The sequence below is a fragment of the Euzebyales bacterium genome, from assembly GCA_036374135.1.
Classification (GTDB): domain Bacteria; phylum Actinomycetota; class Nitriliruptoria; order Euzebyales; family JAHELV01; genus JAHELV01.
Genome location: DASUUK010000076.1, coordinates 18,031 through 43,751, shown reverse-complemented (window position 1 = coordinate 43,751; position 25,721 = coordinate 18,031). Strand labels below are relative to the sequence as shown.

The following is a 25,721-nucleotide window of genomic DNA, read 5'->3' as shown; positions in this document are numbered from 1 at the left end:
CTGCGCGCGGAAGTCGACCAGCCCGCAGTCCCGCAGGCACGCCAGATGCGCCGACACCGTCGACTGCGCCAGGCCCAGCTCGCCCACCAGATCGGTCACCCGCCGCTCGCCGGCGGCGAGCCGCCGCACCAGCGCCAGCCGGGTCGGGTCCGCCAGGCTGCGGAACAACGCCACCGCCGCCGACAGCTCCGACCGGCTCGCCACCAGCGGAAGCTCACCGCCATCTACACTGATCGCCATGGACCGATGCTATCGTCCTTCAGCGATGATCCCGCAGGTGGTATCGGACCCGAGACGGCAGTCGCGGGGGTTTCGGGCAGTCGGTGCCAGGTGATGGCGGCCGGGCGCGGACGAGCCCGTGTCCATGCGCGGTCGCCCGACCGCTGCAAGTGGACTATGGGCTGATCGTCCCGAGCAGTGCGGGCACGGCCACGAGCAGCCCGCCCAGCAGCACGGGGGGCCAGATGAAGCCGGCGGCGACGGCGGTCCAGCGCAGCTGATGGCGGCGGTGGTAGGACGCCGTCAGCGTGGCGAACATCGCAGCGCCGGCCAGGAAGAACAGCACGTAGGCGACCGCTGGGAGCGTGACCCCGCCCGGCCGACGTCGGTGCGGGCATCGTGGGCAGCCGTGGGAGCCGTGGCGTGGATCGTATGCGACGTGACGGGACCGCCGATCCCCACCCGGCGGACGGTCGGGCCGGCGGATCCGATTGGTGCGTGCCCGCGTCGGGTGACGAGCGGATGATGTGGCTGCCGGTATCGGGTGGGCGGACGAGGGGCGTGACCATCGTGACCATGAAGGCCGATCACCCAAACGCGAAGATGATGCGAGACGCCATGCAGCGGATGCGCGACGAAGGCCCGCAGTCGCTCTCGGAGCTACTCGCCGAAGACGTCGTGTGGCACCAGGTCGGGGAGGTGGAGCCGCTGCGCGGACGCGAGACCGTCCTCGAGCGGATGACGTCCGTCGCCGACAAGGTGACCTTCGACTCGCGCTCCACGACGTGCTCGCCGACGACGTGGGCGTGTGCTTCGGTCGCGCCTCGCTCCACACGGAGGGGCGCTCGACCGAGTACGAGGCGGTGGAGATCTACCGCTTCCGCAACGGCAAGGTCGCCGACCGCTGGGCGATGGTCGGCAGCAACCCGGTGGTCGGCGCCCTCGCCGGCTATGCCGCCAGCCGGACGATGGACGCGGTCACGAGCGGGTTCCTCCGGCGACAGAGCGCCGCGTCGCAGCACAAGGAGAAGGAGCTGGCCCCAGGGGGCAGGCTCACCCAGTTCGGTCATCAGGTGGCCCAGGCGACCGGCCGGCAGATCGACGACGCCGCCGCCAGGCGGATCGGACTCGCGGCCCACCGCACGTTCGGCACCACGTACGGCGTGCTCGCGAGCTTCCTCGACCGCCGCGGCGTGGCCCCGCTGCGAGCGGGGCTCATCGTGCGCGCGGCCGGCTTCCTCGTCGTGGACGAGGGGACCTCGCTGTCGTCGCTGACGGCGTACCGCGTCGAGAGCCATCTCCGCGTGGTCGTTGGGCACGCCACGCTCGGACTCGTCCTGGGCACGCTGCTGACGCTGGCCGAACGTCGTTCCTGACCGCTCGCCGCGGCGGGCGTCACCAGGTGAGCCGGGCCCACCCGATGCGGCTGTCCGCCATGCCGTAGTAGACGTCCGCGGCGTGGTCGTCGCGGACGTCGATGCCCGTCGGGAAGACCACGTTGGGCACGGTGCCGACGCGCTCCTCGTCGAGTTCCGGCTGCAGCAGCGGCCGCGCGGAGCGGTACCGCAGCCGGGCGACGTCCTGCGGATCGTGGACCATAACCCCGGCCGCGTAGTGCACGCACGGCTGCAGCGCCACCCCCAAGAGATAGCGCCCCGACACGCCGTGGAAGACGGACAGCCACCCGTGCTCAGTGCGGATCGGCGGCGTCCCGCCCCCAATCTTCAGCTCCTCCCAGGGCTGCTCGGCGTAGGCGACACAGCGATGACCGAGCTGACGCGTCAGCCCCCGCAGGTCGTCTCCGACCGCATCGACGGGCACGTAGGACACCCAGATCGCCGGCCGGCGGTCGGCGAGCCCGGGTGGCACGGCGTCGTAGCCGAGCATCGCGACCTCCTCGAGGTTCCAGCTCGGCCGGTGCAGCATGGCGAAGGCGGGCGCACCGTCCGGGCCGGGAACCGGCTCGGGGAACCAGACGGCGTCCTTGTTCGGGTACAGGTTGAGATCGGCACCGAGCTCCGGTTCGTAGTCGAAGGTGACGGGACCGAGACGCCGCCAGTGCCGCAGATCGTCCGACACGGCCAGGCCGATCCGCGCCCCGAACGGCCCGTACGCCGCGTACGTCATGACGTAGGTGTCGAGCGCCTCGACGAACGTGACGCGCGGATCCTCGACGCCCGCGGTGACGGCGTTGCGCTCCCAGAGCAGCTGCGGCTCCAGAACGACGCCGAGGCGCTCCACCCCGCAGGGGTCCCCGTGGTCGTCGGCGAGGATCCGGCACAGACCGATGCATGACAGGTTGTTCTCCGCGACCAGCCGCGGGAGGAGGTAGCGGTCGCCGTCGCGGCCGCGCACTACCGCCGGGTTCAGCACGCCCCAAGCCTCCCGGCTGTCCTCCTTGTCCGGCACCATCACGATGCCGCGGCGCTCTAGGCGGTAGGTCGTCACCGTCAGCCTTTGATGCCCGCGCCGATGTCGGACTGGAGGAAGTACCGCTGGAACGCCAGGAACAGCACGACCGCGGGGATGGCGAGCACCGTCGCGCCTGCGAGGATCGCGCCGAAGGGGTTGGCCGCCCTGCCCGCGATCGTGGTGATGTAGTTGGCCAGCGCCACCGCGAGCGGCTGCATGGTCTGCTGCTTGGTAATCAGGAACGGCCAGAGGAACTCGTTCCACGGTCCGATGAACGTCACGATGATGGCCGTGAGGATCGCCGGACGGGCGATCGGAATCGCCAGTCGCAGCAGGATCTGCAGTTCGCTCGCGCCGTCGATCCGGGCCGCATCGAACAGGTCGCGCGGGATCGAGCGGAAGAACTGCCGGAAGATGAACACCGCGGTGGCGTTGACGGCGAACGGCAGGATCATGCCGAGGTAGCTGTCCGCCAACCCGTAGGTGCGCACGATCATGACGTACAGCGGGATCATGAGCAACTGGAACGGCACGATCAGGCTCAGCAGCACGACGCTGAACACCAAGCCCTTTCCCCGGAAGTCGAGCACCGCAAGGGCGTAGCCGGCGAGCAGCCCCAGCACGAGGGTGAACACGATGACCCCACCGGTGAAGACGCCCGAATTGAACAGGGTGCGCAGGAGATCGAGTCGGCTGTTGATGTCGGCGTAGTTGGCCAGGGTGATGTTCGCGGGATCGGGGAACGCGCCGCCCACGGTCGGATCCGGCTCCGTTTGCAGGGAGCCCACGACCATGTACCAGAACGGGAAGAGGAAGAGGATCGCCCCGAGGCTTAGGAGGACGAATCCGGCCATCCGGGCACGTGTGCGGCGGCGGACGAGGGTCTGGACCTCGCGGCCCTCTGCGGCCGCTTCCCGAGCCGTGCCCTGATCGGGTGCCCGTACAGCCGGCGCGTCGACGTCGTCCCCGCGCCCGGTCCGATCGGTCGTGGTGCGGTGGTCGGTCGTGGTCGGACCGTCGGTCGGGGGATCGGTGTTGGTGGCCATCACTCACGCTCCTCGAGGACGAACTGGTTGATGGCGGAGATGATCATCACGACGGCGGCGAGCAGGACGCCGATCGCGGCGCCGTAGCCCGCGTTGCCCTGCTCGATGCCCTCCTGGTACATGATGAGTACGGGGGACACCGACGCGCCGTTCGGCCCGCCGCCGCCGGTGAGCAGGTACGGCTCGGTGAAGAAGTTCGCGCCGATGATGATCGCGAGGACCACCACCAGTGTCGTGGCGGAGCGCACGCCGGGAACCGTCACCGTCCAGAACCGCCGGACCACCCCGGCCCCGTCGACCTTCGCGGCGTCGTACAGCTCGTCGGAGACGTTCTGCATGGCGGCCAGGTACAGGAGCACGTAGAAGCCGAGCTGCTTCCACGTGGCGAAGAGCGCGATGACCGGCATCGCCCAGAAGCTGTTGACGAGCCAGGATGGGTCCGGCGACAGGGGACCCAGCAATTGGTTGATCAGACCGCCGCCCGAGAACAGCCAGAGCCACACGGCGATCATCGCCACGCTGGCGGTGACGTAGGGCACGTAGTAGCTGGCGCGGAAGAACGTGCGCAGCGGCAGCGCCTGGTTGAGGGCGTAGGCGAGCACCATCGCCAGCACGACGGTGAGCGGCACGTTGATGACGATGAAGATGAGGGCGTTCAGGGCCGCCCGCCGCACGCTCGGGTCGCCGAGCACCTCGGTGTAGTTGTCCAGACCCACGAACGGTCGGTCGACCTCGGCGCCGGGCGCCGCGAAGAACCAATCGAAGAACGACATGTACACCGCGAACCCGATCGGGAATGCGAACAGGGCGAGCCAGAAGATGAGGTACGGGCCTGCGAAGGCGTACCCGATCGGGTGGACGCCGAAGAGCCGCTGGCGCAGCGGTGTGCGGTACTGGCCCTCCGGCCCCGCGTCAGTGGCGGCGGCCACGGCCTTACCCCTGGACCAGGTCCGCGACGGCGTTCGCCGCGTCTTCCATGGCCGGCTCGACCTCCTGCTCGCCGAAGATCACGGAGGAACTCCAGGCGTCGCGGAACGTCTGCCACATCTCGATGGAGCTCGGCAGGTACGGCACCTCGACCACGCGGTCGACCTGCTGGGCGAAGATCTCGTACTGCGCGTTCTGCTCGAAGAAGTCCGGGAAGGCGTCGAGCAGGTCCTGGCGCATCGGCATCTGACCGGTCGTCTCCAGCAGCGCCTGGTCGTTCTCCTCACTCATGGAGAAGGCGAGGAAGTCCCAGGCGGTCTGCTGGTTCTCGCAGGCGGTGTACAGCCCCACCGACTTCCCGTCGGAGAAGGTGTAGACCTCCTCCGAACCCGTGCCCTGTGAGGTGGGCGGTGGCACGACGCCCCAGTTGACGTCGCCGTAGATGGCGACGGCCCAGGGACCGGCGGAGCTCATCGCCGAGACGCCGTCGGCGAAGGCGTCGCCCTGGTACTCCTCGCGGGGCGCCAACCCCTCGTCATAGAGGGTCTTCCACGTGTTGGCGACGGCGAGGCCGGCCTCGCTGTTGAACTGCGGTTCGCCGTCCTCGACGAGTTGCTGGCCGCCGGTCTCCGCCGCGAACCACGGGTAGAAATCGAACCAGGACTGGAAGAACTGCGACGTCGGCGCCGGGTAGATCGCCGCCTCGGCGACGCCCTGCTCCACGAGCGTACGGGACGTCTCGAGGAACTCGTCGTGGGTCGACAGCGGCGGGTTCTCGGGGTCCAGGCCGGCCTCCTCGAAAAGATCCTTGTTGTAGAGGATCATGACGGGGTTGGCCTTCCACGGGAACTGATGGAACTGCCCATCCTCGGACTGGTACTGGGAGGCGACGTCGCCGAGCCGCTCCTCGATGAGCTCGCGCGCCCCGTCGAACTGGTCGAGTGCCACGAGCCCGCCGGCGCGGTTGAACGACGGAACGGCGGCGGGAGCGGTGTTGTAGATCAGGCACGGGGCGTTGCCGGCGGTGATCGCCGCCCGGATGACCTCCTCCGACGACTCACCGGCGGGGATCTCCTGCGCCGTCACCTGCTGGTCGGAGTTCTCGCTGTTCCACGCCTCGACGACGGCCTCGCCCCATTCGATCTCCTCGGGATTGTTCGAGTACCAGATGTCGATCGGCCCCACGCCGCCAGCGGCTTCGCCACCACCGTCGCCGCCGGTCGCCTCGGGGCTCGCGCCACCGGCGGTGTCCTCTCCGCTCTCGCCCTCACCACCGCCGCACGCCGCGAGCAGCAACAGCAGCACGGAGACCAGGACGGTCGGGACGCGGCGATGGAAGCGACGGGACATGGCGGCTCCTAGCCTTCGGGATTCCGGTTCGGCGCTGCGGACGGAGGCGCGGCGGTCGAGCCGCGGACGACGAGTCGGGCGGTGCGGAGCTCGAGCTCGCGGGGCGGCCCGCCCTCGATGCGGTCGAGAACCTCATTGCCGGCCGTCCGCGCCCACTCGTGGACGTCGGCGCATACCGAGGTGAGCAGCGGGCGGAGGAAGCCGGCGAGCGGGGCGTCCTCGAAGCCGACGACGGACACGTCCCTGCGGCACCCGCAGGCCGGCCTCGGCGAGCACCCCCATGCCCGCCATCGCCATGAGATCGTTCGCGTGGACGATGGCCGTCGGCAGCGGCGCGCCGTCGAGGAGCTGCTTCGTGGCGGCCGCTCCCCCCTCGGCGGTGAGGTCCGCGATCGCGCACCGGTCGTCCGGCAGCCCGTGGCGTCGCAGCGCCCGGCGCCAGGCCAGAGCCCGCGCCCTGGCGTGGAGGTACAGCTCCGGCCCCGAGACGTGCGCGATGCGCCGGTGTCCGAGCGCGACGAGGTGGTCGACCGCCGCCCCGACGCCGCCGTTGTCGTCAATCCAGATCCAGCCGCACGCACGGGCGCGGCCGGGCCGCCCGAGCACGACCACGGGCACGCCGAGCTCCTCGGCCCAGCCGGGCCGTGGATCGCGCCGACGCACGTCGGTGAGGACGAAGCCGTCCACCATGCCACTGCCCGCGAGCGTGCGGTACACCTGCGCCTCGTCGGTCCCCTCGGCGATGACACGGAGCAGCAGGCTCGAGCCGCGTTCGCCAGCGCCTCCCGAGCCCGGCGAGGAAGCTCGCGAAGAAGGGATCGGCGGCGAGGAGTCGCGCAGGGATCGCGTGGACGAGTCCGACCGCGAAGCCCTGGCGCGGGCGAGGGCACGGCCGCCGGCGTGCGGCTGCCACCCCAGCTGCTCGGCAGCGCGGCGGACCCGCTCGCGAGTGGCCTCGGACACCCCGGGACGGCCGTTCATGGCGTAGGAGGCGGCCGAGGACGAAATCCCCGCGGCGGTGCGACGTCCGCCAAGGTGACGGAGCGCCTCTTCGCGCTGGCCATGCGGCTTCCTCGCAAAATCCGAGAAGGGTCCTTGATCGAACTTAAGCGCCCAAGTAGGAAGGTGTCAACGCCATCGAAGCCGGGAGCCGCCATGTCCCCACCACCGGTCCGCGTCCGCTCCCTCGTCGCGCTGATGGTGCTCGCCATGAGCCTGCTCGCCGCACCGACCGGTGCCGCGGCGGCCAACGGCAGGCTCACGAACCTCGATCACCTCGAATTCCTCACCACGGAGGTCACGCCGCCAGAGCAGGCCGGGCACACGACGTACCAGCTCGATGAGGATCCCTCCATCGGGATGCTCTGGACCTACGCCGAGCCGGGGGAGGACGGGTACGTCCGGATCGGTGGTGGCACCTACGACCCCGCCACCGACACGTACGGACAGGGGGCCTACAACGCCGACGACATCAGCCGCGCCGCCGTGGTGTTCCTGCGCCACTGGCAGCAGTTCGGGGACGCCTCCAGCCGTGAGCACGCGTACGGGCTGCTCCGCGGCCTCACGTACCTGCAGACCGTCGAGGGCGAGCACCGCGGCAACGTCGTGCTGTGGATGCAGCCCGACGGCACGCTGAACCCCAGTGCCGAACCGGTGGAGCTGCCGAACCCCAGCGACTCAGGGCCGTCGTACTGGCTGGCGCGCACGATCTGGGCGCTCGGTGAGGGCTACGCGGCCTTTGCGGGCGACGACCCGGTGTTCGCCGCCTTCCTCGAGGAGCGGCTGCAGTTGGCCATCGCGGCGGTGGAGCGACAGGTCCTCGAACCGGACTACCCGCGGCTGCAGCAGGTCGACGGGCTCGCGTGGCCGGCCTGGCTCATCGCCGACGGCGCCGACGCGTCGTCGGAGGCCGTCTATGGCCTTGCCGCCTATGTCGAGGCCACCGGCGACGAGCGTGCCGAGGCGGCGCTGCGCAAGCTCGCCGAGGGCATCGCGCTCATGGGCGACGGCGACGTGCGGACCTGGCCGTTCCGGGCGCTCCTGCCGTGGGCGCAGTCCCGGACGGTCTGGCACGCCTGGGGCGACCAGATGGCCGGCGCGCTCGCGCGGGCGGGCACCCTGATGGGCGAGCCCGACTGGATCCAGGCCGCCGTCGACGAGACCGGGAGCTTCACGCCCCATCTCCTCGTGCAGAACGGCCCTGAGAACGGCTGGCTGCCCGCGCCGGCGGACCGCACCCAGATCGCCTACGGCGCCGACGCGACGCTGCAGAATCTGCTCGGCGCCCAGGACGCGACGGGCCGCGACGCGTTCACGGAGGTCGCTGCGATGGCCGCCGCCTGGTACTTCGGCAACAACCCCGCGGGTGAGCAGATGTACGACCCCGGGAGCGGGCGCACGTTCGACGGCATCAACCCCGACGGCGTCGTGAACCGCAACTCCGGCGCCGAGTCCACCATCCACGGGTTGCTGTCGATGCTGGCCCTCGACGCCCGGCCGGAGCTGGCCGAGCGCGCGCACGTCGCCTCGCGCATCGCCCAGGTGACGTGGCAGCTCGTCGAGGCCGAGGACGGCACCGTCCGCGACGATGCGACCGTCGTGACCGCCGATCCCGCCTGGACCGGCGAGAGCCTCTTCACCGGTGGCGCCTACGTCGAGCTGGGCCACGGCGGGCACGTGTCAGTGCCGGTCGACCTGCCGACCGCGGACGCCTACCACGTCATGCCGGTGTTCTGGCGGGAGCGCGCGGCCGCAGGCGTCACCCGCCACCTGCTCGACGGCCGCATGGCCGGGGCCGAACGCGCCGGTGGGGCGGGGCCGCAGGGGGTGACGCCGGAGCCGGGCTATCTCGAGGTGGGCAGCACGGACGTGGTGCGACCCGTCGGGCCCGGAGAGGTGCCCGTCGAGGCGCGCCGGTCGGGCGGTGGAGACGCGGTGCGCGTGGACGCCACGCTCGTGCAGCCGAACATCGAGTGGCTGCTGCTCGCCGGCGAGGGGGAGGCGCAGGGGCTGCTCCGCAGCTTCGACCGGCGCACCCGGTGGCAGGAGCTGCACCTCGGCGACGTGGGTGACGTGCACGCACGGTCCTACGACGATCAGGGCCGCCTCGTCAACGTCACCACCGGCGAGGACGGCGCCGTGAGGGCCCGCGTCGCGCCGGGCGGTTTCACCACCGTGTCGTCCGGCTGACGGCCCATTGCGCGGTGGGTGCACGAGCCCACCGCTGGTGGCGGGTGAGATCCGCCACCTCGCGGGGCGGGGCCGGGGACGGCACCGCCCCGCACGTCGGGTAGCATCCGCGAATGACCACCCGGTCCCCGGGGGAGCGTGACCTTCCTCCTCACGGACATCGAGGGGAGCACGCGCGTGCTGGCACGCGTGGGAGCCCGCTACCCCGAGATGGTCGCGCGGCACCGTTGGAGGGTGACGCGTGTCTCGCGGTGTTCCCCACGGCCGCTGCCGCGGTGCTCGCCGCGGTGGAGGCCCAGCGGAGGCTGGCGGTCGCGAGCGCCGCGAGCGCCGCGGGCGAGGCCGTGCTCGAGTGACGGTCGAAGCCGTAATCATCGCGGACTTGCAGGCCACACCGATGCGTGAGTCCTGGAAGAATGATCTTCGCGAGTCCGATCGCGCCGTCACCGCGAGCCTTCGCGGCTGAGGTAGTCGCCGCGATCCTCCCAGCGCTGGGCAAGGCGCCGGCAGCGACCGCCGAGACTTGACTTGGCGTATCCCGTCGGATGCAACGGGTGAGCGCAACACGTCATCGCAAGGGGCCTGGCCGCCGGGCGAGTCCGTCCGGTGCATGCACGACAGCGAATGGGACTTTCGCACCCTCCTGTGCCGACCCGGGGACTGTCGGGGAGTCATCGCTGACCTTCGGCCCTGCACCTGGCTACGGACCACGGTGCGCTACCACCAGCATCTTGATACACCGTACGAGGTTGCGACCGGCGCTCATGATCGGAGGGCATGTGCACATCACCGCATCCGCCATCTCGCTCAACGTGGCCGACGTCGAGGCATCGGCGTCATTCCTCGTCGACCACTTCGGGTTCACGCGCGACATGGGCGACGACGGGTTCGTGTCGCTGAGTCGTCCGGACGCAGGGTTCAACGTGATCTATCTGCGCACCGGTCTGCCGACATTCAGACCAGCGGCGCTCGCGGGTCGGAACGCCGACGGACTGCTGGTCGTGTTCGTCGTCGACGACATCGATGCTGAGTACGCGCGGATCGTGACCGAAGGCGTCGCCATCACCACGCCCATCGACACCGAACCGTGGGGCGAGCGCTTCTTCCAGGTCACCGACCCCAACGGCGTCGTAATCCAGCTCGTGCAGTGGATGACGGCCCCGGACGACACCTAGCGCCACGCTCCGACAGGTTGCGCTCGTCGCCGCCAGCGGCGCCGGGAAGACCAGGCGGCCTCATGCCCTCGAACGACCAGGTCGCCGACCAACCCTTCACGCGGTATCCCGCCCGTGGCGTCGTGCAGTGACCCGTCACCCGGCGTGCTCGACGCTGCGGCCACCTCGATCACCAACTCCCATAGATGGAGCGGCTGGCGACGACCACATCCGACGCCGAACTGCGACGCGGGCCCGGGCCGAATCGTCACAGCAGATGACCGCAGGCGCGCGTTCGGGATCCTGACGCTGGAGTTCTGGCTGTACGCCGCGCGACACAGCGAGACCCGGGCAGCGCTCGCCGCGGCGCGATCGGCGGATGCGCGACCGCGGCAGCCGCCGGGGCGCTTGTTCCTCACGAGCGGGGCCGGAGGTCCCTGCAACCGGGTTGCGAACCGCGGCACCCTGACCTCGGCGGAGTGGCCGTGCGGAAAGGATGCGCCGGTGGCCAGGTCGACGGGGTTCTCGGAGGACGATCTTGCGCAGTTCGCGGCTCTGTACCGCGACGAACGTGCGAGTGCGGCGCTGTATCGCGAGCTCGCGGGTCTGAGCGCGGAGCACGCCGCACTGCTCGAGGAGCTCGCGGCGACCGAGGAGCGCCACGCCGATCACTGGGACGGGCTGCTGCGGGCGGAGGGTCGGACGCCGGAACCGGCGCCGATGCCCTGGCGTCACCGGCTGCTGGTGTGGCGGGCGCGTCGTTTCGGAGTCGATCATGCGCTTCCCGCCGTGATCCGTGGTGAGGCGGCCGCTCGTGACCGCTACCGCGCCAACCCGTACGCGCCGGACCGCATGGCCGAGGAAGAGGCCGGCCACGGTCGCGCCCTGGCCCTCGCGTCGCACGACAACGTCGGCGAGGGGCTGGCGCTGGCCGACGCACGACACCGGATCACTGCCGGTGGAGCCCTGCGTGCCGCCGTGTTCGGCGTCAACGACGGCCTGGTGTCGAATCTGGCCTTGATCATGGGCGTGGCCGGCGGCACGACCGATCCCGCGGTCATCGTGCTCGCCGGGGTCGCCGGCCTCGTCGCCGGCGCGGGCTCGATGGCGGCGGGCGAGTGGGTCAGTGTCCGGTCTCAGCGCGAGCTGTACGAGCGCGAGCTGTCGGTCGAGCGCTGGGAACTGGAACAGTTCCCCGATGACGAGTGCCACGAGCTCGAGCTGATCTACCGGGGCAAGGGCATGCCCGCCAAGCTCGCCGCGGCGGTGGCCAAGCAGATTATGACCGATCCCGATGTGGCGCTGGACACGCTCGCACGTGAGGAGCTCGGCCTGAACCCCGGCGATCTCGGGTCACCATGGGCAGCCGCCGTGTCGTCATTCGTCGCGTTCGCTCTCGGCGCGCTGGTCCCTCTGGTGCCGTTCCTGTTCGCTGTGGTCGGGACCGGAGCCGTCGTCGCCTCCGCCCTGATGTCGGCGCTGGCACTGGCCGGCGTCGGCGCGATCCTGTCGGTCTTCACTGGCCGGCCGGCATGGCGGTCCAGCCTGCGCATGGTGCTCATCGGCGGCGGTGCGGCCGTGGTGACCTATCTGATCGGCGCGCTCGTGGGCGTCACACTCGACTGACCGTCGATCCGGCCCCGGGCCATCATGCGATCGCTCCATTGTCCCGCCCCGATGCAGTCACCACGACAGGAGCGGTGGGCACGGCGCACCGCCCGCCACGCTGGGGACGCCCCGCAACCGCGTCGGCGGTCCGGTGACGATCGTGTCACGGCTGACGTCCGCGTGTGGCGCCGGTCGCGGCTGAGGGCTCCGAGGGGTGCGTCGCCGCCGTGGGACCGCTCGCGCCGCCGGCGGCGTCCGCGTCATTGTCGAGGGCCGGCAGCTCCGCGTCCGTGCACCATATGCTGGGACGTAGCCACGGAGCGTCCGACGGCCGCATGCGGCGGGCGCCGACGGCCAGCCAGCCGGCGGCGATGACGGCGATCGTGACCCACAGGGCGGTCTCGCCGGGGTTGGGTCGCGGCACGAAGGCGAGGTTCATGCTCAGCAGTGCCAGCGCCAGGGTCACTTTGAGGCACAGCAGGACGCCCGCCAGCGCCGAGCCGGCGACGTGGCCGCGCCACAGCATGATCCCGGCGGTCAGCAGCAACGGCAGCACGAACGCGAGATCGAGGATGTGGACGGCGCTGGCGATGTCATAGGTCTGCCGCCCCGCGGGAAGACCGCCGGGGATGGCCGGCGCGATCATCGCCAGCCACATGCCGGCGAACAGCACGGCCACCGCGATGAGGAACACCCCCAGCGAACGCCGTGGCGCCTGCGCGAACGCGGCCGACACCACGTCCATGCGCAGCCGCAGCACGCCGTCGAGCAGCCCGAAGGATGCCATCCCCATCACGGCGACATACAGCAGGAACGCGTCGGTGAACGGCGCGAACGCGTACATGACGTACGAGTAGGCGTAGTACAGCAGCAGACCCGCCCACAGCAGATGCGCGCGCAGTGACCCAGCCCGCGCCCGCACGCCCGCCCAGACAAGCAGCGGCACCGTCATCAACGTCAGCAGATCCTGGCCACGCAGCACATCCGGCAGCGTCGGACGGACCCCGGGTGCCGCCCGGTACGGCGTGTCGGACAGCAGCCCGAACGCGGTCGCGCCGACCAGCACGACCGCCAGCACGACCGAGTACCCGATCGGCAACGGACGGCCGCTCGACCGGCCACCGTGCGGCACCGCCTGGGGGGTGGCCGGCACTGTCACGACGTTGACGTCGACCTTTGACGCGCGCATCATTCCCACACCTCCGCGCCACGCTCCGGTGCCCACCATCGTTGACGTTTCGACCCCGGGGCAGGGACGGCGTTGGTCCCCCGGGTCTGCAGCGAACGTCCCGTCACAGCACTGACCGCCGGAGAGGCCACAGGCCTTGCCAACCTGGTGGTCGACCGCAGCCACGTACTACGGTGAGCATCCCAGCGACAAGAACGAACAAGGAGGCGGCAGCGCCGGTGACGGAACGTCCGACGACCGCGAAGGAGTGCCCCATGCGCCGAGTAGTCGTGTCCGAGTGGATGAGCCTGGACGGGGTCGTGCAGGCACCCGGGGCAGCTGACGAGGACTGCACCGACGGCTTCCCCCACGGCGGCCGGCACATGCCCTACTTCGACGACGGGTCACGTGCGTGGGTGGTCGAGGGCCTCACCGTTCGACGGCGACGTCCCAACCGCGCTGGTCGCACGGTAGGGCAGCGCCGCAGCCGCGTCGACCATGCATCAGTCGAGGGCCTGGGCTCGTCCCACGAGCAGGACATCAACGTCGTAGTCGTCGAGCATCTCATCCGTCGTCACGATCGGGATTCGCAGCTGCTGTGCCTGCGCAACGAGCATGCGGTCGAACGGATCTCGATGGTGAGGCGGCAGCGCGGCGACCGCCAGCGCATGGGAATGCTCGATGCCCAGCGGCGTGACATCGAGCTCGCGGAACACGTGTGGGACGTAGCGCTCGGGCGGCTCGGGCAACGGCAACCTGTCGAGTCCGTACTTGATCGCGATCTCCCACGAACTGGCGGCCGAGACAAGCACCTCATTGTCGGCGTCCTCGAGCACGCCGGCCACCTCTCCAAGCCGCTCCGGGTCCACCGCCGCCCACAGGAGCACGTGGGTGTCGAGCAGGAGTCTCACCGTTCGAAGGCCTCCAGCAGCTCGTCGGGCAGCGGCGCATCGAAGTCGTCTGGCACGACGAACCGTCCGCGGTCGAACCCGAGCCGGCGGCGTGCCCGACGGACGGGAGGAACGAGGCGCGCGACATCACGGCCCCGGCGAGTGATCGTGATCTCCTCACCTGCGGCAACGCGGCGCAGCAGCTGACTGAGGTGCGTCTTGGCCTCGTGAACCCCAACAGACGTAGTCATACGACTTAGTCCACTCACCCGGGCCAGTCAGCGGCGCGCCAGCCGCCGTCTGGACACTGCCGTGAGGCGAGGGCCGCGGCGCGATCGCGTCGCACGCTGCCGAGGTGAGGCGAGGGAGCGGTGTCGCTGTATCACCTCGATGACACGCCGACAGCGGCGGGGTGTGGTATCCAGCACCTGACACGATGCCGTCAAGGTCCCACGCCGCCCACACCGCGCTGGATGGAGCGATGGCGCGATGACCACCAATCGTGACCCAGCCGTGATCCGGGTCGAATCTCCCCCTGAGGCACGCGCGACCCACCGCCTGCCGGTCGGACGCTCGATCGTGGGGCGCGACCCCGCCGCGGGGGTGGCGATCGCCTCCGAGTACGTCAGCCGGCGTCACGCCGAGCTCCACTGGGACGGAGATCGCGTGAGCGTCCGCGACCTCGGGTCGCAGAACGGCACGCACGTCAACGACCGACCGGCAACCGACTGGGTCGATCTGTCGGACGGCGACGTGATCCGGTTCGGGCCCGTCGAAGCGGTCGTCGAAGTGCCCGCTGCCTCCACCCGAAGCGGACTGTCCGCCACACGTGATCAGATGGGAGCGGACGACCTGCCCGCCGCGCCGCGTGATGCCCCTGTCGCCACGGCACGAACCGTACCGCTGTCACAGGTCCCGATCTTCGTCAGCCACAGTTCCGAGGACAAGACCGCGGCGCGCATGATCGCCGACCACCTCCGCCGCCGCGGGTGGAACGTGTGGATCGACGAGGCAGGCATCGCCGGGGGCAAGGAGTGGCACGGCGAACTCATGCGCGCCCTCGAAGCGGCCTGGATCGTGCTGCTCGTCGTCAGCTTCCACTCCATGCGCAGTCGGTGGGTCATCCGCGAGGTCCAGGCAGCGGACCGTCTCGGGCTGAAGGTCATACCCGTGGTCGTAGACGATGCCCCGTATCCGGACGAGTTGAGAATGATCCTCAGCGGCGTCCAGCAACTGCCGCTCACTGAACGCCGCGACGCCGCACGCCGGAACCGGCAGCTGGCAGGCCTCGACGATGCACTGTTGCTCGCCGCCCGAGCCGGTCGAGAGGGCAGACCGGGCAAGGTTCTCATCGCCATCGGCTCGGTCATCAGCGCGATCGGGGCCATCGGATGCATCGTGGGATTCGCCCTGTTCGCCTACCTGGGGTTCGCCGAGGTGAACGACCCGTCGATAGGTGGTGGTGGGATCCCTCCGCCGTTCATCGGCTGGGGCGTGTTCGCCGCGTCCATCGTCGTCGTCGGTGTCGGGCAGGCGTTGAGGCGAGCGGGCCTGAAGAAAGGCATCTGAGCTCCCACGCCCGTCGTCGACGGCGACCGCGCCAACCCTGACGCATCCGAATCGGGCGCATTGCGCCCTGCTCCCACGTCGGCGGACGACGGCAGAGGGACTTTCGTGATTCACTGCAGCACGCGCAACCAGCCGTGGCTGGGCGAGGAGGCAGGCGATGAAGGTGTATCTGTCATCGACGCTCCGCGATCTCGCCCACCATCGTGCAACGGTCGACACAGCCTTGCGCCGCCTGGGCCATGACGTCATCGGCATGGAGCAGTGAGTTCGAGGCCGCGATCGAGCCCCCGGCCAAGCCGGTGCTCGCCTTTCTGCTCGATCCCGAGGCACCGTGGCCACCCTCGCAGATGGACGCCTTCGGCCACGACGAGTCCCCAGCCGAGAGGCCGGGCGACGCCATCCAGCGGTTCCGCGTCGACATCGGCGGCGAGTACCTCGCCGGCGTGTTCAAGACGCCGGAAGATCTGGCCAGCCATGAGGCGCCTCGTGTTCCGGGACGGTGGTGGGCGGTTCGCCGGGATGTCGACGCCAGCCGCTGTGGTCGACGGCCTGGTCGGAGGCGCACGACGTGCTCTCTGCGTTCGGACGCGCGTTGGCCAAGAAGCGCGCGTCGCAGGATGTCGATGCGGAGATCGATCGGCAGATCGACATCTGGTACGAGGTCGTCAGCAGTCCGCAGTGGGCGAACGCGGGGGGCGAGCAGGCTCTCAAGGTCGGTGTCCGTGTGCCGCTCCTGAGAGCCTGGCTCGAAGACCGCTGGATCGACCGCTGCATCCGGATCGACGAGGGCGGGCTCACCATGAGCCAGGTGCAGCAGATCGTCGACTCGCTGCTGCCCGACGTACCGGTTGAACGACAACGGACCGACGCCACCGGCGACGTGATCGCCTATGACCTCCACGTCGTCGACCGCGACGCGTTCGCACTCGAACTCGCCCGTGACTGGGTACGGTCCGGACTTCCGCGCACGCCGATCCTGTGAGCCGGAGATCACCCGCAACCCGCACACCGCGGCCGCTGGTTGGCGTGATGTGACTGGAGTGGCGCGGCATGGTGACCCGCCTACCCCGGCCGTGATATCCGAGTGAGATCCGCGGTGGCGGCGGCTACGCCCCCTGGCCGCTGATGTTCACGAGCCAGTCGATCCCGAACCTGTCGGTGAGCATGCCGAACTTGTCGCCCCAGGGCGCCTGCACGAGCGGCTCGCGAACGGTCCCTCCCTCCCCCAGCTGCTCGAAGTAGCCGGCGAGCAGCGCGTCGTCGTCGCCGCTCAGCGAGATGCTGATCGTGCTGCCCGGCTGAAGCTCCATGCCGGCCGGCGAGTCGGCGCCCATCAGCGTCATGTCGTTCTCAGCCTCGAGCTGGGCGTGCATGATCTTGTCGTCATCGCTCGGGTCCGAGGACATCCCGAACTCCTTGAACGTGTTCATCGTCAGCTCACCGCCGAAGACGGATTGGTAGAACTCCATCGCCTCGCGGGCATCGCCGCGGAAGGTCAGGTACGGATTCAGTCGGCTGGCCATGGGATCCTCCGGATGTGTGCGCGTATGCACAGTGATCGACGACACACGATCGCACAGATCATCGGTCGCGGCGAGATCGTGCCCGCGCTCGACAGCGGCGCCGGCGGACATGGCCGGGATGCGTCGTCAGCAACTCGGTCTGCGTGAGCATCTCCCGCGCCTCGTCGGCGAGGAGGTCGATCGCCCGAACGTCAGCGGCGCGTCGGCGGCACGGCGCAGCAGCGGCGTGAACTGGGCGGCGACGAGCTCCTCGAAAGCCGACAGGTCGCGACGGTCGAGCACCAGTTGGTCGGTGAGCACGGCCATGGCGTCGTCGAAGGCCCGCTGGTGGCGAAGACGTCATCGACGCTGGTGACGATGCCGTCGGCGCCCCGACGCACCGCGTCGGTGATCTGGTCCTCCGTGGTCGCGCGCGCGAACAGCGTCACGTCGACCTGCTCGTCGGCGTGCTGCAGCAGCGTGGCGAGGTGCACGTTCGAGGTGGCGGGCCGGCTCATGGCCAGAGCGCCGACGTACCCCTCGCCGGTCGCGCCGTCCAACCACATCGCGTCGCCGACTCGAATGCGACGCCGGTGCCCGAAGGCGCCCCGAGGTTGCCGAAGACCATCGTCTGCGCGACGACGGCGGTTGAGGTCGTGCGGGATGCGGTGGTGCTCCCGGTAGGTCACGGCGTCGTAGGCGGGGTCGTGGTGGTGTTGGGCACCGTCTGTCCACCGACGTCGGCCCGCTGCCACCACGTCATCGCCTCCAGGAACCGCCGGTTGATGCGCTCGAAGTCGCCGTGCAGGTCCGCGATCGCCGGATCGGCGCGCAGGTCGGCGTAGCGGGCGGCTGCGGCCTCGGCCAGCGCAGGCTCGGCCGCGTCGGTCGGCACCTGCTCGCCGACGGCGGCGACGAGGCCGTCGTCGGCGAGCCCGGCGATGATCGACCTGGCAGCATCGGGGCCGTGGCCATCTTCTTGAGCACGACGGCGTTGAGCACGGCGTAGCGGTCGTCGTCGCGCGCGTCGATGGTCACGTCGCGTGGTCCTGCGCCGCCGTCGCTCAGAAGACCCGGTCCTTCGACCGACGCGGATCGGCGTCGTCCGGGAACGGCAGGTAGCCGGCTCGAGATCGGCGACCGCGTCGTCGGCAGCGACATCCTGGCGTGCGGCCTGTGCTGGTGGTGCCGGCCGGGGCGACCACTGGGAATGCACCGAGCGCAGGTTCATGGTCGGCGGTTGCGTGTTCGGCCCGCCGCTGGCCGGTGCGCGGACCGAGGCCGTGCGCGTCCCGTTCGCCGACGTCAGCCTCGGTGTGCTGCCGGACGGGGTGCGGTCGGACCGTGCGGTGCTGCTGACCGACGCACTGCCGACCGGGTACGCGGCGGCACGACGGGCCGACATGCGACCTGGTGATGTCGTCGCCGTCATCGGTGTCGGACCCGTCGGGCAGATGGCCAACCTGGCCGGCCAGGCCTGCGGTGCGGCGGCCGTGGTCGTCTCGGAGCCACGTGCCGAACGCCGTGTGATGGCCGACCGCCTGGGCGGCATCGGTTCGGACCCCGACGAGCTGGATCGGCTCGTGCACGATCTCACCGCAGCTGCGGAGCGGACGCCGTCATCGACGCCGTCGGTGGCGACGGACCACTGGGCGCGGCGTTCGACCCGTCAGCCGTGATCACCGATGTCGCTCGAGGTTGCCGTGCAGGCCTATCGCGCCTTCGAGTCCGGCTCTAGCATGAAGACGCTGCTCGCAGGTGGTCGCTGACGGCGAGGATGGGAGGCGACGGTGCCCGAGCAGAAAGGTTCCGTCATGGCCGCGGCGGACCCCGTTGCGGTGCCGACCGACGCCGTGCCCGCACTGCGCGCAGCGGCCTCTGTCGCCGAGGTCGATGCCGTCCTCAACGCCGCGCTACAGCGCCTCGAGGCTCCCACGTTGCCGACGACGCACCTGCTCCGCGACAACGGTGACGACACATCGGTCGTCCGCCTGCGGGTCGACCCCCAGCACGAGCCGGCGTTCGGGCAGCAGGTGCGCGCCGGCCAGGCCGCGCTCGGCGCGATCTGCCTGCTGGGCTGCTCGGAGACGGAGGAGGTCGCGACTGCTAGCAGAAGAACGCAGCCGAGCTGATCCCCGTGCACCACAAGACGCTGCGGTACCGCCTCGACAAGACCGAGGAACTGACGGGGCTCGATCTCACGCGCCACTCCGAGCGACTGCGCGCGTCCATCGCGCTGGACCTCCTGGCGTTGCACGACGACTGATGGGCGTGTGCCGGGCCGAGGTCACCGCCGACGCCGGCGAGATGATCCGAGAACGTGTCGATCAACTGCTGGAACGCGATCCGTCGATCCTCGCGGCGCGCCCGCTGTTCCGGGGGTGGATGGCACTTGTGGCTCCCCAACGCGGCGGTCGCCTGTGAGCGGCCACGCGGGCGCGTGACACGGATGCGACCCGACGCAGCCGACCGCGGCGACCGATGGGATCTGCGGCGCGCACGCGACGGTGTCGGGCGTGCGCTGGCCGCGAGCCCGGTGGTGTGGCGGGGCGCAATCGCCGCCGTCGGCATCGTCGTGCTGGTGGCCGCGCGCTCAGGGGTGACCGAACTGTTCGACGAGATCGTCGGCGTCACGCTGATCGCGATCGCGGTGCTCGAGCATGCGCCGCGCCTCGTTGGAGGGCATCGTGCACCCTGGTGGCGCAGCGGGCTCACGGCGGCGGCGGGAGTGGCCATGGTCGCGTGGCCGTCCGAGACGTCGCAGTCGGTGGGGCTGGTGGCTGCCGCGCTGATCGCCACCTACGGTGCCGTCAAGTCGGTGCAGGCGTTCGGATCAGCGGCACGTGAACGGCGGTATGACCGGCTGGCCCGAGGTGTGCTGACCGTGGCGCTGGCGATCGTCGTCGCGCTGTTCCCCGAGGCGACCGTGCGCGTCGTGGTGGTCGGCACCGGCCTGTTGTGGATCTTCCGCGCATCGCTCGTGGCGGCGGCGATCGGACGCGCCGACACGATGACCGCCGCGGCGTCCCGCGCCGACGCACCGCCACGCGGACGGCTGCCCGGCCACCTGACCGCGCGGCAGATGGGTCAGGTCGACCGCGACCGGATCGACGCGACGTTGTTCTTCGACGGCGACGACGGGCGCCGGCGGCTGTTCCGCTTCGCCATCCTCATGGCGTTGTCGACGGCCCTCGCCACGTTCGGCGTCGCCGCCGACTCCACGGCCGTCGTCATCGGCGCGATGCTGATCGCACCGCTCATGACGCCGATCCTCGCCACGGCGTCGGCGGTGTTGCGCGGGTGGACGGCTGGGGCGCTGCGCTCGGGCGGCATCGTGCTGGTCGCGACGGTCGCGGCGGTCGCGCTGGCCTATGTGCTCACCGGCTTCGTGCCCGACCTGCCGACCGTGGTCGCGAACGACGAGGTGACGTCACGTACGGCTCCGAACCTGCTCGATCTGGCCATCGCGGTCGCCGCCGGAGCTGCCGGTGCGTTCGCCGTGAGCCGCTCCGACGTCTCCGAGGCGCTGCCGGGCGTGGCCGTAGCGATCGCCCTGGTACCGCCGCTCGCCGTGACCGGGGTGACGCTCTACGCGGGCAGCTACGAGCAGGCGGCGGGCGCCATGCTGCTGTTCGTCACAAACCTGACGGCCATCGTGGCGATGGCCAGCGCGGTGTTCCTGCTCACCGGATACGTCGACTGGTCCCGGCTCCTGCGCGAACGCCGGCGTGTGCGCACCTCCTATGCCACCGTTGCGACCGGTGTCGTCCTGCTGCTGATCCCCCTGGGCCTGACGACGAAGGGGCTGATCGACGACGCGGCGGCACTGCGGGCATCCCAGCGCGCGGCCAGCGCGTGGCTCGACGGCACCGACGGCATCAGCGTGGCGGCGCTCGAGGTGGAGGGCGACCGGGTCAGCATCACCGTGCACGGTGCGGGCACGCCACCGGCGCCTGAGGTCCTGCACGCCAGGCTGGTCGAGGAGCTCGATCGCGAGGTCGTCGTCGAGATGCGGTTCGTACCGGAGGTCGTGCACGTCATCGGAGGAGACCGCCCCTGACGGACACGGCATGGCTCCGACGGCGGTCGCCGGGGCTCCCGCGAAGGTGACGGCCACGGCGTCGGTGTTCGCCGGTGGGTCCTCGATCCGACCGGCGAGGAGCAGGTGCTCCGGCTGCTCAACGACGCGCAGGGTGACCAACGCGCCGGGTGGCCACATCAGGCGGTGGCGATGACCGTCCTGAAGGTGTTGGGGATCAGGTACGACCCGTCGGGTCGGCGGTAGGGGGCGGCCGCCGCTCCGATCGCGTCCCGCACCGCGTCGAGCCCGGCGACGTGCGCCGCCTCCGAGTGCTGCAGGTCCGACAGGAACGCCTCGATCAGCATCTGGCGGTCGTGCAGGAGCAGCGGCGTGTCGACCAGCCGCGCGTCGGTCGGCGTCAGTTCGACATCGCGCATCAGCCCCTCGACTGCGCCGGGGCCGGACCAGTCCGGCACGGACGGGTGGTCGTCCTCCGGCTCGTCGGGCGCATCGGCGTCGTTGGGCACGAGCGCGCGGACGGCATGGTCGATGTCCAGCACGTGCCGGTCCTCGCGGGGACCCCACACGCACACCCCGACGCTGCCGCCTGGCTCGACGACCCGCGCGATCTCCGCGAGCGCGTCCACCGGATCGTCGGCGAACTGGATCGCGTTGATCGCGACGACGACATCGAAGCTGGCCGCCGCCCACGGCAGCCGTTCCATGCCCCCGAGGCGGACATCGGCCTCGGGCACCCGCGCCCGCGCGAGCTCGACCATCCGCTCGGCGGCGTCGATCCCAGCCACGACAGCGCCGCGGTCAGCCGCCATGCGCAGGAACCACCCCGGCCCGCACGCAACGTCCAGCAGCCGCGTGCCGCGCGTTACCGCCGCTGCGTCGAGCAGCACATCCCAGACCGGCGCGCCGAGGTCCGCCCACCAGCGGTCGTAGTCGTCGGCGGCCGCGCTCCACGCGGCGCCGTGTCCGGTCCCGGGACCGACGTCCATGTCCTCGGCACGGTCCTCGTGCCCGGTGTGTCCGTCGTCGTCCACGGTTTCGTCCGGCTGCGTCATGAGGAGCCGCATTCTTCCACGCACGCGTGCGGCGTCACGCGCGTGTCTGGCGGCAGATCGCGACCTTGGAGGCGTGGGTGCGCGAGTGGGGCGCGGAGGCGGACGAGCTCGCGCTCGTCGTCGGCGCCGACGACTTCGCCGAGCGGCAGGCGAGGCGCGGTCGACGCGGCCCGCGGGGTCTGCTGCGCCGGTACCTCATCACCCGCCGCCCGCGCCTGACGCTCGTGAGACGAGGCGGGTGTGCGGGCACGGCGTCGACCCCCGACGCGCGCATGCGGTGTGCGGCGCCCGCCTGCGGCCTGCGATGGCAAGGGACGGGATGCGCCATTTCCTACGTTTCGGGGTCGCCACGGCGGGTGGTGGAGTATCGTCACGGCGTGAGGGTGCCCCCGGCTGGGGTCAGCCGGCCGTGGGTCGGACGGCCTGGAGGTGGCGGGATGGAGCACATGGCGGATGTCGTGCTGGTCGGCGTCGGGACCGGCGGCGAGGATCTGGCACTGCGGCTGTTGGGCGCCGGCGTTGATGTGGTCGGCGTCGAGCCGAACCTGATCGGTGGTGAGTGCGCCTACTGGGCGTGCCTGCCGTCGAAACTGATGATCCGCGCCGCGAACCTGCTGCAGGAGGCGCGCCGCGTCAACGGCGTTGCCGGGCGGGCCGAGGTCACGCCCGACTGGGAGCTCCTGGCGACACGGGTGCGGCAGGAGGTCACCGGCGGGTGGGACGACTCCGCGGCCGTCGCCCGGTTCCAAGACCGCGGCGGCACGCTCGTCCGCGGATACGGCAGGCTCACCGGTCCGGGCACCGTGGCCGTGGGCGACGACACCTACACCGCCCGCCATGGGGTGGTGCTCGCGACGGGCTCACAGCCGGCGATCCCCACCATCCCCGGGCTCGACGACGTCGGCTACTGGACAACGCACGATGTGATCCAGGCCGAGAGGCTGCCCACCTCGGTCATCGTGCTCGGCGGCGGCACGGTGGGCTGCGAGCTGGGGCAGGTGCTGGCCCGGTACGGCGCCGCGGTCACCATCGTCGAGCAGCACGATCGGCTGCTGCCGGCCGAGGAGCCCGAGGCGTCGGACATCGTCGCCGCGGCGCTGGCGGGCGAGGGCATCGCCGTGCACGCCGGATCTCCGGTCCAGAAGGTGTCGGCCGGCGACGGGCAGATCGCGGTGACCACCGGCGACGGGACGGTGCGTGCCGAGCGGCTGCTGGTCGCCACAGGCAGGACGATCGACGTCGCCGCCCTCGGCCTCGACACGGTCGGCGTGGACCCGGCGGCCGGCCATGTCCCCATCGACGGGCGGTGTCGCGTCGCCGACGGCGTGTGGGCGCTGGGCGACGTGACCGGCGCGGCCATGCTCACCCACATGGCGCTGCACCAGGCGGCAATCGTCGCCGACGACATCCTCCGGCTCGAGCCCACCGCCGCCGACGACCGGCCACCCCCGCGGGCGACATTCACCGATCCAGAGGTCTGCGCGGTGGGCTTGACCGAGGCCGCAGCCCGCGAGCAGGGCCTCACGGTGGACGTCGTCGTCAAGCAGGTGCCCGCCACCTTCCGAGGGTGGCTGCACGGACCCGGCAACGCCGGCGTCCTCAAGCTGGTCGTCGACCGCGACGAGCGCGTGATGGTCGGCGCGACCGCCGTCGGCCCCGAGGCCGGCGAGACGCTGGGCATGCTGGCGCTGGCCGTCCATGCCCGGCTACCGCTCGACACCCTCCGCAGCATGATCTACGCCTTCCCGACCTTCCACGGCGGCATCGGCGAGGCCATCGGCGCCTACGCCCGCGGGCTGGTCACCGTCCTCGACCCGGGCTCCCAGCCGCTGGTCACCTGACCGGCCGCAGCCCGCGCACCAAGCAAGGACCACCGATGACGACGATGACCGATGGCTCGACGCAGCCGGTGCTGCTGCTGTTGGCCGACATCAGCGGCTACACGCAGTTCATGATCGAGCACGACGCGGCGCTGCGGCACAGCCAGACAATCATCGGCGAGCTGCTGGAGAGCCTGATCCGGCAGATCGACGTGCCGCTGCGGCTCTCGGCGGTCGAGGGTGACGCGCTGTTCCTGTACGCGGTCAAGAGCGGCGACGCCGATATCTGGCGCCGGCGCGGCGCCAGCCTCGTGGACCGTGTGCGCGGACTGTTCCGCACGTTCGCGCAACGGCTCGTGGAGATCGGCGCCTACTCGGTCTGCAACTGCAACGCCTGCCGCGTCGTCGGCGACCTCAAGCTGAAGATCGTCGCACACTCCGGCGAGGCGCTGTTCACACAGGTCGGCCAGCGCCCCACGCTGTCGGGTCCGGACGTGATCACGCTGCACCGGCTGGCGAAGAACTCGGTCCGCGAGAAGCAGTACTTCCTCATGACCGAGTCGGCCTACCGCGATCTGGGAGCGCCCGGCGGGGACCGCGTGATCGAAGGTACCGAGGTGCTCGACACGGGCACGTTCACGACGTACACGGTGGTGCCCGAAGTCACGGTGCGCGACGACCCGGCGTTCATCCGGTCACGGTTCTCCGACGACAACGCCGCGGTGCAGATCCTCCGCGACGAGGTCACCCGTGAGTACACCGCCGTCGCCCGCGACCCCGATCGCGGCTATCACTTCAACACCGGCCGGACGGCGCTGTCGACCAACGGCTACGACGAGGCGTGGCTGGACGGACTACCCGACGACGTGATCGCGTCGTTCGCCGGGACGGGCAACCCGTTCGCGATGGGCATGCCCACGGAGGGTGAGTACGTGGTCGACATCGGCTCGGGCGCGGGTCTCGACACGCTGATCGCGGCACGGGCGGTGGGTCCGGCCGGCCATGTCATCGGCGTCGAGATGACCGAGGCGATGCTCGACAAGGCGCGCGCCGGCGCCACGACGGCCGGGTTCGACACGGTCGAGTTCCGCGCGGGCTTCTCGGAGTCGCTGCCGATCTCCGACGGCTGGGCCGACCTGGTGGTCTCCAACGGGTCGGTGAACCTGTCGCCGAACAAGTCGCTGGTGTTCGAGGAGATCTTCCGGGTGCTGCGGCCCGGTGGACGGCTGCAGATCGCCGACATCACCGTCGAGCGGGAGATCCCGGAGGACGCCAAGCGCGACATCGATCTGTGGACCGGGTGAATCGCAGGGGCTCTGCTGGAGGCAGAGCTCAAGGCCACGGTCGTGGCCGCCGGGTTCACGGACTTCGAGATCACGTGGAGCGCCAACATCTTCGAGGGTGCCGCCAGACCCCGCAGGGAGGTGGCCGAGTTCGGCACGCGTGGGGTCAACTTCCGCGCCCGCAGGCCCCGGTGAGCACGGCGCAACCCTCCTCGGCAGCCGGCCTCGAGCACGACCATCGCGGCCGCTCAGGCCGCGCACCGCGAACACCGACAGGCCGGGACGTGTCCGGCGGCCCACTCGGACGTCTGGCGGACAACGAGCAGTGGCCGGTCCCGCACGCCGTAACCCGGACCGACCAGCGGGAGGGTGGCGGTGCGTAGCCGTCGGCGGTCCACGCGGCCATGCCGCCGGCCCGGTGCGGTTGACCTCCCGCAGGTGCAGGAAGTAGCGCGCTCGCGCGCGCCGGCTCGTCACCACGCGACGCACC

General features: G+C 70.8%; 29 protein-coding genes. 15 read left to right on the top strand and 14 right to left on the bottom strand.

Annotated elements, in window-relative coordinates:
- Together VFZ70_14080 and VFZ70_14075 are read right to left on the bottom strand one after the other, a co-directional pair.
- A partial coding sequence (locus VFZ70_14080; GenBank protein ID HEX6256930.1) for a metalloregulator ArsR/SmtB family transcription factor occupies positions 1–240 on the bottom strand: 240 nt, incomplete at its 3' end.
- Positions 241–394: 154 nt separating this feature from the next.
- Positions 395–565: a hypothetical protein gene (locus VFZ70_14075; GenBank protein ID HEX6256929.1), complete on the bottom strand. Its 171-nt coding sequence runs from the start codon at positions 563–565 to the stop codon at positions 395–397.
- 439 nt (positions 566–1,004) lie between these two features.
- Between VFZ70_14075 and VFZ70_14070 the strand changes: the two genes are divergently transcribed.
- Positions 1,005–1,595 carry a hypothetical protein gene (locus tag VFZ70_14070; protein ID HEX6256928.1) on the top strand — a complete coding sequence of 197 codons (591 nt, stop codon included), beginning with the start codon at positions 1,005–1,007 and terminating at the stop codon, positions 1,593–1,595.
- Positions 1,596–1,614: 19 nt separating this feature from the next.
- On the opposite strand, the gene VFZ70_14065 is transcribed toward VFZ70_14070, so the two are convergent.
- From VFZ70_14065 to VFZ70_14045, 5 genes are all read right to left on the bottom strand, one after another.
- Complete coding sequence (locus VFZ70_14065; protein ID HEX6256927.1) at positions 1,615–2,667, bottom strand: hypothetical protein; 1,053 nt, start codon at positions 2,665–2,667, stop codon at positions 1,615–1,617.
- A gap of 2 nt (positions 2,668–2,669) precedes the next feature.
- On the bottom strand, positions 2,670–3,677 hold the full coding sequence (locus VFZ70_14060; GenBank protein HEX6256926.1) for a carbohydrate ABC transporter permease: 1,008 nt from the start codon (positions 3,675–3,677) through the stop codon (positions 2,670–2,672).
- Positions 3,677–4,606 (bottom strand): sugar ABC transporter permease, encoded by a 930-nt coding sequence (locus VFZ70_14055; GenBank protein ID HEX6256925.1) that lies wholly within the window; start codon positions 4,604–4,606, stop codon positions 3,677–3,679. Before VFZ70_14055 ends, VFZ70_14060 begins: the two co-directional genes overlap by 1 nt.
- A gap of 4 nt (positions 4,607–4,610) precedes the next feature.
- Positions 4,611–5,954 (bottom strand): extracellular solute-binding protein, encoded by a 1,344-nt coding sequence (locus tag VFZ70_14050; GenBank protein ID HEX6256924.1) that lies wholly within the window; start codon positions 5,952–5,954, stop codon positions 4,611–4,613.
- Between the two features lie 132 nt (positions 5,955–6,086).
- Entirely contained in the window at positions 6,087–6,962 is an 876-nt protein-coding gene (locus VFZ70_14045) for a LacI family DNA-binding transcriptional regulator (GenBank protein ID HEX6256923.1), read from the bottom strand.
- A gap of 147 nt (positions 6,963–7,109) precedes the next feature.
- Here VFZ70_14045 and VFZ70_14040 point away from each other — a divergent pair, with 147 nt between their 5' ends.
- The 3 genes from VFZ70_14040 to VFZ70_14030 all read left to right on the top strand — a co-directional run bounded on the left by VFZ70_14040 (position 7,110) and on the right by VFZ70_14030 (position 11,923).
- Positions 7,110–9,143, top strand: a complete 2,034-nt coding sequence (locus VFZ70_14040; protein HEX6256922.1) for a hypothetical protein — start codon at positions 7,110–7,112, stop codon at positions 9,141–9,143.
- Between the two features lie 779 nt (positions 9,144–9,922).
- Positions 9,923–10,318, top strand: coding sequence for a VOC family protein (locus VFZ70_14035; protein ID HEX6256921.1), 396 nt, complete (start codon positions 9,923–9,925; stop codon positions 10,316–10,318).
- Positions 10,319–10,801: 483 nt separating this feature from the next.
- Positions 10,802–11,923, top strand: a complete 1,122-nt coding sequence (locus VFZ70_14030; GenBank protein ID HEX6256920.1) for a VIT1/CCC1 transporter family protein — start codon at positions 10,802–10,804, stop codon at positions 11,921–11,923.
- 145 nt (positions 11,924–12,068) lie between these two features.
- Here VFZ70_14030 and VFZ70_14025 read toward each other — a convergent pair whose 3' ends face one another.
- The 3 genes from VFZ70_14025 to VFZ70_14015 all read right to left on the bottom strand — a co-directional run bounded on the left by VFZ70_14025 (position 12,069) and on the right by VFZ70_14015 (position 14,214).
- On the bottom strand, positions 12,069–13,097 hold the full coding sequence (locus tag VFZ70_14025) for a hypothetical protein (GenBank protein HEX6256919.1): 1,029 nt from the start codon (positions 13,095–13,097) through the stop codon (positions 12,069–12,071).
- Between the two features lie 479 nt (positions 13,098–13,576).
- Entirely contained in the window at positions 13,577–13,984 is a 408-nt protein-coding gene (locus tag VFZ70_14020) for a type II toxin-antitoxin system VapC family toxin (protein HEX6256918.1), read from the bottom strand.
- Positions 13,981–14,214: a type II toxin-antitoxin system Phd/YefM family antitoxin gene (locus tag VFZ70_14015; GenBank protein HEX6256917.1), complete on the bottom strand. Its 234-nt coding sequence runs from the start codon at positions 14,212–14,214 to the stop codon at positions 13,981–13,983. The genes VFZ70_14020 and VFZ70_14015 overlap by 4 nt, the downstream gene beginning before the upstream one ends.
- Before the next feature lie 238 nt (positions 14,215–14,452).
- Between VFZ70_14015 and VFZ70_14010 the strand changes: the two genes are divergently transcribed.
- The 3 genes from VFZ70_14010 (at position 14,453) to VFZ70_14000 (ending at position 16,514) form a co-directional block, all read left to right on the top strand.
- Positions 14,453–15,532: a TIR domain-containing protein gene (locus VFZ70_14010; GenBank protein HEX6256916.1), complete on the top strand. Its 1,080-nt coding sequence runs from the start codon at positions 14,453–14,455 to the stop codon at positions 15,530–15,532.
- Positions 15,533–15,689: 157 nt separating this feature from the next.
- Positions 15,690–15,797, top strand: a complete 108-nt coding sequence (locus tag VFZ70_14005; GenBank protein HEX6256915.1) for a DUF4062 domain-containing protein — start codon at positions 15,690–15,692, stop codon at positions 15,795–15,797.
- Positions 15,798–16,100: 303 nt separating this feature from the next.
- Positions 16,101–16,514 carry a hypothetical protein gene (locus VFZ70_14000; protein HEX6256914.1) on the top strand — a complete coding sequence of 138 codons (414 nt, stop codon included), beginning with the start codon at positions 16,101–16,103 and terminating at the stop codon, positions 16,512–16,514.
- Between the two features lie 124 nt (positions 16,515–16,638).
- Here the strand turns inward: VFZ70_14000 and VFZ70_13995 are convergent, their stop codons facing one another.
- From VFZ70_13995 to VFZ70_13985, 3 genes are all read right to left on the bottom strand, one after another.
- The gene (locus tag VFZ70_13995) at positions 16,639–17,055 is read right to left on the bottom strand and encodes a VOC family protein (GenBank protein ID HEX6256913.1); all 417 of its coding nucleotides are present in this window, start codon (positions 17,053–17,055) and stop codon (positions 16,639–16,641) included.
- Positions 17,056–17,246: 191 nt separating this feature from the next.
- Positions 17,247–17,600 carry a hypothetical protein gene (locus VFZ70_13990; GenBank protein HEX6256912.1) on the bottom strand — a complete coding sequence of 118 codons (354 nt, stop codon included), beginning with the start codon at positions 17,598–17,600 and terminating at the stop codon, positions 17,247–17,249.
- 119 nt (positions 17,601–17,719) lie between these two features.
- Positions 17,720–17,929, bottom strand: coding sequence for a hypothetical protein (locus VFZ70_13985; protein ID HEX6256911.1), 210 nt, complete (start codon positions 17,927–17,929; stop codon positions 17,720–17,722).
- 334 nt (positions 17,930–18,263) lie between these two features.
- Between VFZ70_13985 and VFZ70_13980 the strand changes: the two genes are divergently transcribed.
- The 5 genes from VFZ70_13980 (at position 18,264) to VFZ70_13960 (ending at position 21,094) form a co-directional block, all read left to right on the top strand.
- On the top strand, positions 18,264–18,713 hold the full coding sequence (locus VFZ70_13980; GenBank protein HEX6256910.1) for a hypothetical protein: 450 nt from the start codon (positions 18,264–18,266) through the stop codon (positions 18,711–18,713).
- Positions 18,714–18,848: 135 nt separating this feature from the next.
- Positions 18,849–19,166 carry a hypothetical protein gene (locus VFZ70_13975; protein ID HEX6256909.1) on the top strand — a complete coding sequence of 106 codons (318 nt, stop codon included), beginning with the start codon at positions 18,849–18,851 and terminating at the stop codon, positions 19,164–19,166.
- 5 nt (positions 19,167–19,171) lie between these two features.
- The gene (locus VFZ70_13970) at positions 19,172–19,300 is read left to right on the top strand and encodes a helix-turn-helix domain-containing protein (protein ID HEX6256908.1); all 129 of its coding nucleotides are present in this window, start codon (positions 19,172–19,174) and stop codon (positions 19,298–19,300) included.
- The gene (locus VFZ70_13965) at positions 19,300–19,458 is read left to right on the top strand and encodes a hypothetical protein (GenBank protein ID HEX6256907.1); all 159 of its coding nucleotides are present in this window, start codon (positions 19,300–19,302) and stop codon (positions 19,456–19,458) included. Before VFZ70_13970 ends, VFZ70_13965 begins: the two co-directional genes overlap by 1 nt.
- A gap of 25 nt (positions 19,459–19,483) precedes the next feature.
- Positions 19,484–21,094: a DUF389 domain-containing protein gene (locus VFZ70_13960; GenBank protein HEX6256906.1), complete on the top strand. Its 1,611-nt coding sequence runs from the start codon at positions 19,484–19,486 to the stop codon at positions 21,092–21,094.
- Between the two features lie 158 nt (positions 21,095–21,252).
- On the opposite strand, the gene VFZ70_13955 is transcribed toward VFZ70_13960, so the two are convergent.
- On the bottom strand, positions 21,253–22,128 hold the full coding sequence (locus VFZ70_13955; GenBank protein ID HEX6256905.1) for a class I SAM-dependent methyltransferase: 876 nt from the start codon (positions 22,126–22,128) through the stop codon (positions 21,253–21,255).
- Positions 22,129–22,565: 437 nt separating this feature from the next.
- On the opposite strand from VFZ70_13955, the gene VFZ70_13950 reads away from it, so the two are divergent.
- From VFZ70_13950 to VFZ70_13940, 3 genes are read left to right on the top strand one after another with little or no spacing between them, the layout of a single operon-like run.
- Positions 22,566–23,969, top strand: a complete 1,404-nt coding sequence (locus VFZ70_13950; protein ID HEX6256904.1) for an NAD(P)/FAD-dependent oxidoreductase — start codon at positions 22,566–22,568, stop codon at positions 23,967–23,969.
- Positions 23,970–24,004: 35 nt separating this feature from the next.
- Entirely contained in the window at positions 24,005–25,252 is a 1,248-nt protein-coding gene (locus VFZ70_13945; GenBank protein HEX6256903.1) for a DUF2652 domain-containing protein, read from the top strand.
- A 42-nt stretch (positions 25,253–25,294) separates the two neighbouring features.
- Positions 25,295–25,426: a hypothetical protein gene (locus VFZ70_13940; protein HEX6256902.1), complete on the top strand. Its 132-nt coding sequence runs from the start codon at positions 25,295–25,297 to the stop codon at positions 25,424–25,426.
- Positions 25,427–25,721 lie beyond the last annotated feature (295 nt).